The 11,985-nt window shown below is 73.0% G+C and carries 13 protein-coding genes; 5 read left to right on the forward strand and 8 right to left on the reverse strand.

Going from position 1 to position 11,985, the window contains the following annotated elements; all coding sequences use genetic code 11:
* Nucleotides 1-36 precede the first annotated feature (36 nt).
* Nucleotides 37-195: a hypothetical protein gene (locus OGL89_RS12595; protein ID WP_263120498.1), complete on the forward strand. Its 159-nt coding sequence runs from the start codon at nucleotides 37-39 to the stop codon at nucleotides 193-195.
* A gap of 51 nt (nucleotides 196-246) precedes the next feature.
* Here OGL89_RS12595 and OGL89_RS12600 read toward each other — a convergent pair whose 3' ends face one another.
* Nucleotides 247-1,278, reverse strand: coding sequence for a phosphatase domain-containing protein (locus OGL89_RS12600; protein ID WP_263120499.1), 1,032 nt, complete (start codon nucleotides 1,276-1,278; stop codon nucleotides 247-249).
* A 10-nt stretch (nucleotides 1,279-1,288) separates the two neighbouring features.
* Nucleotides 1,289-2,131: a LysR family transcriptional regulator ArgP gene (locus tag OGL89_RS12605; protein WP_263120500.1), complete on the reverse strand. Its 843-nt coding sequence runs from the start codon at nucleotides 2,129-2,131 to the stop codon at nucleotides 1,289-1,291.
* Between the two features lie 69 nt (nucleotides 2,132-2,200).
* Here OGL89_RS12605 and OGL89_RS12610 point away from each other — a divergent pair, with 69 nt between their 5' ends.
* Nucleotides 2,201-2,809 (forward strand): LysE/ArgO family amino acid transporter, encoded by a 609-nt coding sequence (locus OGL89_RS12610; RefSeq protein WP_263120501.1) that lies wholly within the window; start codon nucleotides 2,201-2,203, stop codon nucleotides 2,807-2,809.
* A gap of 9 nt (nucleotides 2,810-2,818) precedes the next feature.
* Here the strand turns inward: OGL89_RS12610 and OGL89_RS12615 are convergent, their stop codons facing one another.
* The 3 genes from OGL89_RS12615 to OGL89_RS12625 form a co-directional block, all read right to left on the reverse strand.
* A complete protein-coding gene (locus OGL89_RS12615; RefSeq protein WP_263120502.1) occupies nucleotides 2,819-4,222 on the reverse strand; it encodes an amino acid permease in 1,404 nt (467 codons plus the stop codon).
* 20 nt (nucleotides 4,223-4,242) lie between these two features.
* Complete coding sequence (locus OGL89_RS12620; protein ID WP_263120503.1) at nucleotides 4,243-5,910, reverse strand: BCCT family transporter; 1,668 nt, start codon at nucleotides 5,908-5,910, stop codon at nucleotides 4,243-4,245.
* 186 nt (nucleotides 5,911-6,096) lie between these two features.
* Nucleotides 6,097-7,389: an HAD-IA family hydrolase gene (locus tag OGL89_RS12625; RefSeq protein WP_263120504.1), complete on the reverse strand. Its 1,293-nt coding sequence runs from the start codon at nucleotides 7,387-7,389 to the stop codon at nucleotides 6,097-6,099.
* Nucleotides 7,390-7,503: 114 nt separating this feature from the next.
* Between OGL89_RS12625 and OGL89_RS12630 the strand changes: the two genes are divergently transcribed.
* Together OGL89_RS12630 and OGL89_RS12635 are read left to right on the forward strand one after the other, a co-directional pair.
* Nucleotides 7,504-8,091 (forward strand): DUF2231 domain-containing protein, encoded by a 588-nt coding sequence (locus OGL89_RS12630; protein ID WP_263120505.1) that lies wholly within the window; start codon nucleotides 7,504-7,506, stop codon nucleotides 8,089-8,091.
* A 127-nt stretch (nucleotides 8,092-8,218) separates the two neighbouring features.
* Nucleotides 8,219-8,839, forward strand: a complete 621-nt coding sequence (locus tag OGL89_RS12635; protein WP_263120506.1) for a PAS and ANTAR domain-containing protein — start codon at nucleotides 8,219-8,221, stop codon at nucleotides 8,837-8,839.
* A gap of 15 nt (nucleotides 8,840-8,854) precedes the next feature.
* On the opposite strand, the gene OGL89_RS12640 is transcribed toward OGL89_RS12635, so the two are convergent.
* Nucleotides 8,855-9,694, reverse strand: a complete 840-nt coding sequence (locus OGL89_RS12640) for an RNA methyltransferase (protein ID WP_263120507.1) — start codon at nucleotides 9,692-9,694, stop codon at nucleotides 8,855-8,857.
* 53 nt (nucleotides 9,695-9,747) lie between these two features.
* Between OGL89_RS12640 and OGL89_RS12645 the strand changes: the two genes are divergently transcribed.
* Nucleotides 9,748-10,284: a DinB family protein gene (locus OGL89_RS12645; RefSeq protein ID WP_263120508.1), complete on the forward strand. Its 537-nt coding sequence runs from the start codon at nucleotides 9,748-9,750 to the stop codon at nucleotides 10,282-10,284.
* A gap of 6 nt (nucleotides 10,285-10,290) precedes the next feature.
* Here OGL89_RS12645 and OGL89_RS12650 read toward each other — a convergent pair whose 3' ends face one another.
* Both OGL89_RS12650 and OGL89_RS12655 read right to left on the reverse strand, forming a co-directional pair.
* Nucleotides 10,291-10,752 carry a hypothetical protein gene (locus OGL89_RS12650; RefSeq protein WP_263120509.1) on the reverse strand — a complete coding sequence of 154 codons (462 nt, stop codon included), beginning with the start codon at nucleotides 10,750-10,752 and terminating at the stop codon, nucleotides 10,291-10,293.
* Nucleotides 10,749-11,985: MFS transporter (locus OGL89_RS12655; RefSeq protein WP_346770711.1), on the reverse strand; the 1,237-nt coding region annotated here is incomplete at its 5' end. The genes OGL89_RS12650 and OGL89_RS12655, both read right to left, overlap by 4 nt.

Here is an 11,985-nt window from a genome sequence, read left to right on the forward strand (position 1 = left end):
CGCGACGATCACCGTGTGCAGCGTCAGCGAGAACCCGTGGCTGCTGACAGCACCGGCGGAATCGGCGCGACCGACATCCGCTACGGCCCGGTCGTCGCCTACTCCGTCGGTATGCCCCTGCACCCGATCTGGCAGATCAGGACGTCCGCCCCCTCACGTACGACGGCGTTGCTCGGTTCCGCCCGGACCGGGTGAGCGTCGGCTTCTTCGACCCCGCTCCGAGCGTGACGGCCAATCCAGGATGAGTCACATCACCCCCGCCCCGCGCAGCTCCGCCGCCAGCACCTCCCCGTCCTCCCCCGCCACGAACACCGTCTCCGACGCCCGCTCCAGCCGCTCCATCCCGTCCCGAGCTCCCGGCAGCGGCAGCGGCGTCCCGCTCGACACCACCTGCTCCACCGCCGACAGCTGCCGGATCGCCACCACCTCCACCCGCCCGGGCCGGGCCGTGTCGAACTCCCGGTAGATCTCCGGGTCGTGCTCGCCGTCGTCGCCCAGCAGCACGAATCGCACGTCGGGGAACTCGTCGGCGAGCTGGAGCAGCACCCGCGCCTTGTGCGCGCGGCCGGACCGGAACAGCGCGGTGCCGGTGGGCCCGAAGTCGGTGAGCAGCAGGGCACCGGCCGGCAGGCCGACCCGGGTGAAGAACCGTCCGAGGGCGGCGGCGCTGTTCCAGGCGCCGTTGGACAGGTAGAACATCGCGGTGTCCTGCTCGGCGGTGAGGGTCCGGTACAGGGCGGGCATGCCGGGGACGGCCCGGCGGCTGGTCTCGCTGCGGGCCAGGAAGTTCCAGGCGGCGAGCCACAGCCTGGGCATGAAGGTGACCAGCACGGTGTCGTCGATGTCGGAGACGACGGCGCGGCGGGTGCCGGGGTCCAGGACGTGGATCGGTGCCGCGACGCCCTGGTCGCCGCCGGGGACCGACAGCAGCACACTGCGCAGGCCCGGCTCGAGCGAGACGGGCACGACGACGTCGACGTAGCCGCCACGGTCGGTGCGCACCAGATCGATCAGGGTGCCGTCGGTGTCGCGGATCTCGACCTCGGTGCCGGGGTACTCGGCGGTGAACAGGGTGCGCCAGCCGCGCCGGGCGGTGGAGCCGGGGCTGGGGGCGAGCGGGTCGCTGAGCAGGACACGGGCGCTGACCCGGACCCAGGTGGTGGTGCCGTAGGACGGGTAGGTGACGATGCGCGGGACGTAGCCCCGTCGGGTGCACCATCGGGCCACGGTGGTGATCATGCGGTCCTCGGTGCGGGCGGTCCACTCGGCGAAGCTCATCGGGGAAGTATCACCGCAGGTGGGTGGCCGCCGCCCGTCGAACGGCCTCGCCGGTGCGCTCCAGGGCACGGGTGGCCAGCGACCACTGCTGCCAGTAGAGCGTGACGTCGACGCTCCGGTCGTCGAGCGGGGTCAGACCGTCACCGGGTTCGGACTCGGGGAGCATGCCCCAGCCCATGCCGAGCCGGACGGCGCTGGCGAAGTCGGCGGATGCGGGCACGTGGTGCCGGGGCGGTACGGCGGGGTCGACGTGATGGGCCCGCAGATAGGCGTCCTGCAGGTCGTCCTTCCGGTCGAAGACGACGACCGGGTTCCGGCGGAGCGCCTCCGGCGTGGGGCCGTCCGGGAACGACTCCGGGCGGGCGGTCATCGGGCGGTAGCGCAGCGCGCCGAGCCGGTGTGCGGTGCAGCCCTGCACCGGCCGCCCGCTGGTGGTGATCGCCGCCATCACGGTGCCCTCCCGCAGCAGGGCGATCGAGTGCGCCTCGTCCTCCCGGTGCAGGTCGAAGGCGATCTCGCCGGCGAGCGGGGCCAGCGCGGGCAGCACCCAGCTGCCCAGGGAATCGGAGTTGACCGCGATGGACAGGCGTGGGACCGGCCCTGCGGCGCCGACGTCGTGCTGAGCCTGGTCGGCGAGGGCGGTCATCTGCCGGGCCAGGCGCAGGTAGGTCCCGCCGGCCTCGGTGACCCCGGCGGGCCGGCTGCGGTGGACCAGGACCTGCCCGACGCTGGTCTCCAGCGCCCGGATCCGCTGACTGATCGCGGACTGGGTGAGGTGCAGCTCGTCGGCGGCGGCCTCGAAGGAGCCGTGGTCGATCACGGCGAGCAGGGTCCGGAGCTGGCTCAGTTCCATCAGGTCAGCTTATGTAGTTAGCTGAACAGTGATTGGACTACTGCTCTCGGCCGCTCCTACCGTCACGCCATGTCCTCCCTCCTGGCCGGGTTCGCCTTCGGGCTGTCGTTGATCGTGGCGATCGGTGCGCAGAACGCCTTCGTGCTGCGGATCGGGCTGACCCGTCGGCACGTGGCGGCGGTGGTCGCGGTCTGTGCACTCAGCGACGTCGTGCTGATCGGAGCCGGGGTGGCCGGACTCGGGGCGCTGGTGGACCGGCACCTGGCGGCGCTCGTGGTGGCCCGCGTCGCCGGGGCGGCGTTCCTGGTCGGGTACGCCGGGCTCGCGATCCGGCGGGCGATACGACCGGCGGTGCTGGCGGTCGACGAGGACCGCCCGGCGACGGGGCCGGCCGGAGCGCTGGGCACCGCGCTGGCGTTGACCTGGCTCAATCCGCACGTGTACCTGGACACCGTGGTGCTGCTCGGGTCGGTCGCGGCGGGCCACGGCGAGCTGCGCTGGTGGTTCGGGGCCGGGGCGATGCTGGGATCGCTGGTCTGGTTCACCGCGCTGGGGTACGGGGCCCGCCTGCTCACCCCGCTGTTCGCACGACAGCGCGCGTGGCGGGTGCTGGACGGGGTGATCGCGGCGGTGATGCTGGCGATCGCGGCGGGGCTGCTGTGGGGGCTCCGCGGCTGACCGGACGGGCTATCCGGCCACCGGCGCGGCGGCCGCTCGACGTCGCCGCACCCAGGCACTCGCGGCATAGGCCAGCACGATGACCAGGACCAACCCCGCCGTGGAGGCCAGCTGCCCCCGGGCGGAGTCGTCGGCGAGCATCAGAGCGACCAGCCCGGCGAGCGCGACCAGGGTCGCCCAGGTCAGCCAGGGGAAGCCCCACATCCGCAGGGTCAGCTGCTCGCCGCGCTCGGCGGCCTCACGTTCCAGCACCGGCCGCAGCCGCAGCTGGGCCACCGCGATCAGCACCCAGACCACCAGCAGCGCCGAGCCGACCGCGTTGAGCAGCAGGCCGAGCAGGTCGTCGGGCAGCAGCCAGTTGAGCGCCACGGCGACCACGGCGAAGAACACCGACACCAGCACCGAGACCCATGGCACGTCCCGGGCCGACACCCGGCGCAGCACGGCGGGACCGTCGCCGCGCCCGGCCAGCGAGTAGGCCATCCGGGAGGTGCCGTAGACATTGGCGTTGAAGGCCGACAGCAGCGCGATCACCACCACGACCTCCATCAGCGTGGCCGCACCCTGGAGACCTGCCAGCTCCAGCACCGCGACGAAGGGCCCGGACTGCAGCGCCGGGGCGTTCCACGGCAGGATCAGCACCATGATCGCGACCGAGCCGACGTAGAACAGCAGGATCCGCCAGACGATGGTCCGGGTGGCGCGGGCGACCGCACGCTGCGGGTCGCGGGCCTCGGCGGCGGCGATGGTGACGATCTCGATGCCGCCGAAGGCGAAGACCACCACGAGCAGCCCGGCCGCGACCCCACCGATCCCCTCGGGTGCGAAGCCGCCGTGGCCGAGCAGGTTGCTGGTGCCGACCGGGTCCGTGCCGGGCAGCAGACCCAGCACCAGCAGAGTGCCGATGATCAGGAAGCCGACGATCGCGGCGACCTTGATGAAGGCGAACCAGAACTCCAGCTCACCGAACTGCCGCACACCGGACAGGTTCACCACCGCGAACAGGGCGACGAACACCGCGGCCACCACCCACTGCGGCACGCCCGGCAACCACCCGGTGACGATCTGGGCCACACCGGTGATCTCCGCACCGAGCACCATGATCAGGGTGAACCAGTACAACCAGCCCAGGGTGAAGCCCGCCCACCGGCCGAGCGCCTTCTCCGCGTAGACCGAGAACGAGCCGCTGGCGGGGATCGCGGAGGCCATCTCGGCCAGCATCCGCATGATCATCACGACCAGCAGCCCGGCGATCGCGTAGGACACCAGGACGGCCGGCCCCGCGGTCGCGATGCCGGCGCCGCTGCCCAGGAAGAGTCCGGCACCGATCGCGGACCCGAGTCCCATCATGGTCAGGTGCCGGGTCTGGAGACCGGCCCGCAGCTGGTCGGTGGACTGGGTATGACTACTCACGTGGCCACACGGTAGCGGGATCAGGGCTTCGGCCCGCGCACCTTCCGCCACCAGCGGGCTCCGCCGTCGTCCGCCTGCCCGCTCGACTCCTCCCGCTCGGCGAGCTGCGCCTCGACATGCGCCGTGACGTGCGCGGTCAGGCTGGCCCGGGCCCGGCGCCGCTCGGCCTTCATCACCGCCACGTGTTCCAGGTGCAGGGCCTTGGACGTCGCGAACACCATCCCGATCATCACCACCGAGAACGGCAGCGCGATCAGGATGGCAGCGGTCTGCAGTGCGGTGAGACCGCCCGCCAGCATCAGGGCGATCGCCAGGATGCCGACCAACGCGGCCCAGATCACCCGGAGCCGCGCACCCGGATCAGGATGGCCGCCCGCGGACAGCATGGCGACCACCAGAGCGCCGGAGTCCGCGGAGGTGACGAAGAACAGGGCGATCAGGATGATCGCGCCGATGGTCAGGACGGCGCCGCCCGGCAGCCCGGAGATCAGGTCGAAGAGCGCGTTCTCCGGCACGACCTCACCGCCCGGGCCGACCAGTCCCCCGCCGCCGAACAGTTCCTGGTACAGCGCGGACCCGCCCAGCACCGAGAACCAGAGGAACGTCACGATCGTCGGCACCAGCAGCACGCCGCCGACGAACTCCCGGACCGTGCGACCCCGGGAGATCCGGGCGATGAAGACCCCGACGAACGGCGCCCAGCTGATCCACCAGCCCCAGTAGAAGGTGGTCCAGGACGCCTGCCACGCCTCGCCCTCGGCGCCGGAGTACGCGCTGACGTTGAAGGTCAGGGACAGGAAGGAGGACAGATAGTTCCCGATCGACTGCACGAACTCGCGCAGCAGGAACAGCGTCGGCCCCAGCACCAGGACCAGGACCATCAGCACCCCGGCCAGCGAGACGTTGATGTTCGACAGCCACTTGAGGCCCTTGTCCAGGCCGGAGACCACGGACAGCGTGGCCGCCGCGGTGACGACGATGATCAGCACGACCTGCAGTCCGATGCTGGCCCTCGCGATCCCGGCGTGTTCGAGTCCGGCCGCGATCTGCAGCACGCCGAGGCCGAGGGAGGTCGCCACACCGAACACGGTGCCGACCACGGCGGTCACGTCCACCACGTCGCCGAGCCGGCCGCGCACCCGGTCGCCGAGCAGCGGCTCCAGCGCCCAACGGATCGAGACAGGGCGGCCCTTGCGGTGGATGGTGTAGGCCAACCCGAGCCCGACCACGACGTAGATCGCCCAGGCGTTGACCCCCCAGTGCAGATAGGTCTGGGTCATCGCGGCCTGGGCGAGCTGCACCGGTGTTCCGTCGACACCCGGCTTCGGGTCGGCGTAGTGGCTCAGCGGCTCGGCGACGCCCCAGAAGACCAGGCCGATGCCCATCCCGGCCGCGAACAGCATGGAGAACCAGGTGCCCAGTCCGTAGCGCGGCTCGTCGTCGTCCTGCCCGAGCGTGATGTCGCCCCAACGGCCGACGCCGACCCAGATCGAGAACGCCACGAACCCGGCGACCAGCAGCACGTAGTACCAACCGAAGCCGGCCACCACATGGGTCTGGATCGCGCCGATCACCCGCTCGGCCGGTTCGGGGAAGGCGATGGTCAGCCCCGCGACAGCGGCGACGATCAGCGCGGCGGGCCAGAACACGGCGGGGGCGATTCCCCAACGTTCGCGCAGGGACGGCATGGGAACCTCGTGGGACGTGCGGAAACGACGGTTCAGCGTGCCATCGTCACGGTGTTCCCGCACGACAGCGCGGTGGCATGAGTGGGCGGCACCCAGTTCCGTCGAGCGGCGGTCGGCCCCGCGATCGCGGTCAGCCCCGCCGTCCCGACGTCCCCGGCCTCTCGCACCGGTGAGCGTCGGCCGGATTCAGCCCCGGCCGACCCCCAGCCAGCCGAGCAGCGTGGTGGCGCCCGCCGCGGACATCCCGTCCCGCACCAGGAGGTCGGCCTGCTCGAACCGCGGGTCGAGCGGCTCGGTGACGGACGGGATCGCGATGCACCTCATCCCCGCGGACTTGGCCGCAAGCACCCCCGGCACCGCGTCCTCGATCACCACGCAGTGCTCGGGCGGCACCCCCAGCTGCGCGGCCGCGGTCAGGAACACGTCCGGTGCGGGTTTCCCGGCGGCGACCTGGTCGACGGACACCCGGACCGGCAGGAGCTCGTCCAGGCCGACGGTGCGCAGCGAGGTGTCGATGGCGGCGGCCGGCGACCCGGACGCGACCGCCATCGGCACCCCGGCGGCGGCCAGGGCCCGCACCACCGTGGTGGTCGGCTCGAAAGCCCGGAGCCCGGGGAACAACGAGGTGGCCAGCTCGATCTTCCGGGCGGTCCACGCGGGCAGATCCGCCTCCAGACCGAAGTGCTCGGCCAGCGCGGCCAGCACCTCGGTGCCGCCGAGCCCCACGAAGCCGGCCTTCACCTCCGGGGTGAGGTCGACGCCGTGCTCGGCCAGCAGTTGGCGCTCCGCCTCGTAGAGCAGCGACTCGCTGTCCACCAGCACGCCGTCCATGTCCCAGAGCACCGCGCCGGCCGGCACCGGCAGGTCCCGGGGCGGTCGCCAGCTCCAGTCCCGGTCGGCGGCGGTGATCGGGCGCAGCACCCGCGCCGGGACTCCCCCGACGACGGTCGTCGGCGGGACGTTCCCGGTGACCACCGCGCCCGCGGCGACCACCGAGCCCCGGCCGACGGTCACGCCCGGCAGGATCGAGACGTTCCCGCCGATCCAGACGTCGTCCTCGATCGTCACCGGAGCGGAGAACTGACTGCCGTCGGCGCGCAGCTCCGGATGGACCGGGTGCCCGGCGGTGGAGATCGTGACGTGCGGGCCGAACATCACCCGCGCGCCGATCCGGACCGGGCTGTCGTCGATCACGGTCAGCCCGGTGTTCGCGTACATCCAGCCGACGACGGTGGTGTGGCGGCCGTAGGCGACGTGCAGCGGCGGCTCGATCCAGACCTCGCCGTCGACAGCGCCGAAGATCTCCCGGAGCAGCGCGGCCCGGCCCTCGGCGTCCCGCGGGGAGGTCGCGTTGTACGCCGCGGCGAGCTCCTTGCCCCGGATGCGCTGCTCGGTCAGCTGGTCCAGCCCGGGGCCCTCGTCGGTGTACAGCTCCTGCGCGTCCATCCGGCGGCGGATCTCGGCTTCGCGATCGTCCATCGTCACTCCCTCGTGCGGCGCGTGGCCAAACCCTACCAGACGGTAGGTCTTCCCGGATGCGGATCCTCCGGGCCTCGACCACCCTCGGAAGTCCCCCAGCCCTCGGAGGCCGTGATGCCCCAGCACGTCCGTCAGAGTCCACTGCCCGCCCGCCTCGCCCACGGACTGGAACACACCGCGGCGCTGGACCCGGGCGCCGACCGGCTCGACGCCCTGAGCCGCCCCCTGCTGCGACATGCTCCGCTGGCCCACCTGCTCCAGGGCCGCCCGCTCGGGCACGCCGCCCATCCGCTGCTGACCGACGCCCCGCTCGGATTCTGGCTGAGCAGCCTCACCCTCGACCTGGTCGGCGGCCCGGACGCCCGCCCCGCGGCGGACCGCCTGGTCGGCCTCGGCGTCCTCAGCGCGCTTCCGGCCAGCCTCACCGGCGTGGCCGACTGGGCTCTCGGGGACCAGCGGGTCCGGCGGGTGGGCGTCGCGCACGCCGTCCTCAACGCGGGGGCCACGATCGGCTTCGGGGCGTCCTGGGTGTTCCGGCGTCGAGGGCACCGCACCCTGGGGGTGCTCACATCCCTGGCCGCCTCCGGCGCACTCGGCGCCGCGGGCTACCTGGGTGGCCACCTAGCCTTCGCCCAGCAATCCCCCACACCGACGTCCGCGGACCCGGGTGCCACCACCGAAAGCCGGGGTCCGACCACCTAAACCGCACGTCGGACGGTGCGTCGATTTTCCGGAGCGGGCACCCGCCACCTACCCTCTGACCAGCGCGGTACCAGGGGGTCGGGCCAAGGCCTCCGAGCACCGCACCAGCACGAGGGCCGCAACCACAGTGGAGCTGAAGCACCCACCACGCACCCCCGGGTCCGGCGCCCCGACGGGTGCCTACCGGCTTGATCCGCACACGGGCACCTGGTGGTGGTCCGAGTCGGTCTTCGCCATCCACGGGTTCACCGCGCGGGAGGTCGTCCCCACCACCGAGCTGTTGCTCGCACACGCCCATCCCGACGATCGTGCGGACCTCGCGGCCCTGCTCTCCGATCCGCCGCCCACCCTCAGCGCCGCGTACCGGATCACCGACGCCGAGCACCGGGAACGGCTGTGCGTCCTGGTCGGCGAGCGGCGTGAGGACGGCGTGCACGGCTATCTGATCGACCTCACCGATCTGGTGGACCGGCGCGGCCAGGCCGTCGCCACCTCCGCGATCGCCGCGGCCGCCACCTCCCGCTCGGTGATCGAGCAGGCGGTCGGCGCCGTCGCGTTCAGCCAGCAGCTCGACCCGCCCGCGGCGTTCGCCCTGCTGCGCGCCGCATCGATGGACGCGAACGTGCCGATCCGATCGTTGGCCACCGCCATCGTCGACGCGCTGCCGGAGCTCGGCGCGGACGCGGAACGGGTCCGCAGGTTCCTGGCCGAGCTGCGCCGACCCGGCCACCGCACCACGGCGGGCTGAGGGGCCGCCCCGGGCTCACCGGCCCTGGTCCGCCACCCGGGTCGCCCAGGTCGCCACCGCCACCGCCGAGGCCACGTTCAACGAGTCCACCCCGCCCGCCATCGGGATCCGCACCGTCGCGTCGCAGGCGGCGATCGTCTGCCGCTTCAACCCGTCGCCCTCGGTGCCGAACACGGTGGCCAGCTTCTGCGGCGGGTCGGCGGCCAGGTCGTCCAGACTGACCGAGTCGTCGTCCAGCGCCAGCGCGGCGACGGTGAACCCGAGCTCGTGCAGCTGGTCGATGCCGCCCGGCCAGGACGCCAGCCGGGTCCACGGCACCTGGAACACGGTGCCCATCGACACCCGGATCGCGCGGCGGTACAGCGGGTCCGCGCAGGACGGCGTCACCAGCACCGCGTCCACCCCCATCGCCGCGCAGGCACGCATCGCCGCACCGACATTGGTGTGGTCCACGATGTCCTCGAGCACCACCACCCGCCGCGCCCCCGCCAGGGTCCGCTCGACCGACGGCAGAGCCGGACGGTGCATGGACGCCAACGCGCCGCGGTGCACGTGGAAGCCGGTGATCGCCTCCAGCACCGCGGGCTCCCCGACGTAGACCGGCACCGGCTCCCCGCCCTCGGACGACCCTCCGAGCAGCTCCTCGACGTCCGGCAGCCAGCGCGGTGACACCAGGACGGACCGCGGACGGTGCCCCGCCGCGAGCGCACGTTCGAGCACGGTGGAGCTCTCCGCGATGTAGAGCCCCTTCGCCGGCTCGTGCTTGGAGCGCAGCGCGACATCGGTCAGCCGGAGGTAGTCGGCGAGCCGCTCGTCGGCAGGGTCGGTCAGCGGGACGATCTGGTACGCGGGCACCGGACCATTCTCCCGGCTGGTGGACCCCGCGGGGACCAGGCCACACTGCCGACATGATCCTGGACGAACACGGTCGACCCGAACCGCCGCTGGCCGCCGACGAGGCCGGCATGCTGCTCGGCTACCTGGACTTCCATCGCGCCACCCTGGAGTGGAAGACCCGCGGGCTGGACGTGACCGGTCTGGCCACCACCGTCGGCCGGTCGACCATGACGCTCGGCGGGATGCTGGCGCACCTGGCCTACGTCGAGGACTCCTGGTCCGTGTGGCGGCTGCGCGGCGAGTCGCTGCCCGCGCCCTGGACCGACGTGGACTGGTCCGTGGACGTGGACTTCGACTGGCACCTGTCCCGCACCCTGCGTCCGGCGCAGCTGCGTGAGCTCTGGGACCGCTCGGTGGACCGGTCCCGGACCGCGATCGCCGCCGCCCTGGCGGAGGACGGGTTGGACGCCCCGGTGCGGCGGCCCTGGGCGGACGGCAACGCGCCGACCGTGCGCTGGGTGCTGGTGCATCTGGTCGAGGAGTACGCGCGGCACAACGGGCACGCGGATCTGCTGCGCGAGCAGGTGGACGGGCAGGTCGGCGAGTAGGGCCGGTCAGAGTCCCGCGGTCAACGCCGCGCGCAGCCCGGAATCCAGGTCCAGCGCCGACCGCGACCGCAGCAGGTCGCGCACCTGCGGGTCGTCCAGGTCGCGGCACACCGGGCAGTCCTGCGCGTGCGCGCTGATCTCCACCTCGAGCCGCCCGACCCCGATCGGCAGCACGTCCACCACCCGGCCGAGCACCGCCCAGCGCTCCATCGGGTCCTCGACCAGGCCCAGCGCCACCCGGAGCGCCTCGTCCGGCGGCAGATCGGGCAGCCCGAGCTCGGCCAGCGCGGACGGCACCAGGGGCTCCAGCTCCGACCAGGTGGTCCCCCGCTCGACCGCGGCGAGCTCCGCCAGCGCGTCGCCGCCGTGCCCGAGCCCGACCAGGTGCGCGGCCACATTCGGCCAGGCGTCCAGGCCGATCAGCCCGCAGCGTGCCACCACCGCCACCGCTCGCAGGTCGTCCCTCATGCGGTCGAGGATCGCACCGGTCCGGGGTCCACCGCCGCCGCACGCGCCGCGACACCCCCGCGCCAGGCGGCGATTCCACCCGCGACCGCCAGCACCGGCACGACGACGAACGCCTGGTGCGACCCGACCCGATCGGCCAGGAACCCGAGCAGGAACGGCGCGATCCCGATCGCCGATCCGCCCGCCAGCGTCGACTGGGCCTGCGCCCGGTCGGTCCGCCCCTGCGCGGAGGCCAGCAGCATCGCGATGCCCAGCGGGTACAGGGCGCCGTAGCCCAGCCCGGTCAGCACCAGCCCGGTCAACGCCACCCACGGCACCGTGGCGGACCACAGCACCGCCCACCCCACGATCGACACCCCGAACGACGCGACCAGCAGGCCCGCGGGAGGCATGCGCAGCGACAGCGGCCCGACCACGAACCGGATGACCGTCATGCCCGCGACCAGCCCCGCGGTGGTGGCGGTCGCGATCCCGGCACCCGCACCGGTGCGTTCGATCACCAGATCGGTCGCCCAGTAGGTGGTCGCGTTCTCGGTCGCGACCGACGCCAGCACCACCACCAGGAACCAGCGCGAGGCCGTCACCAGCTCGGGTCGACGAGCCGGCGGCGGCACCCGATCGGGTGCGTCCGCGCGCGTCGACGCCCGGCGGGCGAAGGCCTCCGACTCGGTCACGCGCGCGGTCAGCAGGGCCGTGATCACGGTGAACACCGCGGTCATCGCCACCGCGGGACGCCACCCCCAGCCCAGGGCGACCGCACCGCCCAGCGCCAGCGGACCGATCAGGCCGATGCCGGACCCGATCCCGTTCGCCAGGCTCATCGCCGCCGACCCGGCCGGTCCCTGGTGCACGATCAGACCGGCCTGCGCGGCACTGATCGCCATGTTCGCGCCGGTCGCGGTCACGGTCATCGCTGCCAGCGTGAACGCGAGCGCCTGTCCCGCGACCAACAGCACCGTGCCGACGGCGAGCACCGACCCGGCGAGCAGCAGCGTGCCCCGCCGCCCGATCCGCAGCACCAGCGTCGGGGTGACCGACGCCGCCAGGATCGCCCCCGCCGCCATCGCCGTCCCGTGCAGCCCCGCTGCCGCGCGACTGACCCCGAACTCCTCCGCCACCAACGGCACGGCCGGGTTGAACGAGTACAGCAGCCACCCCCACGCGACGAACCAGCCGGTCATCGTCCAGGTGAAGCGGTCCCGCCGCAGCCGCGGCGGGTCAGGTGGCGTCGTC

It is taken from the genome of Cellulomonas sp. RIT-PI-Y (assembly GCF_025642745.1).
Lineage (GTDB): Bacteria > Actinomycetota > Actinomycetes > Actinomycetales > Cellulomonadaceae > Cellulomonas.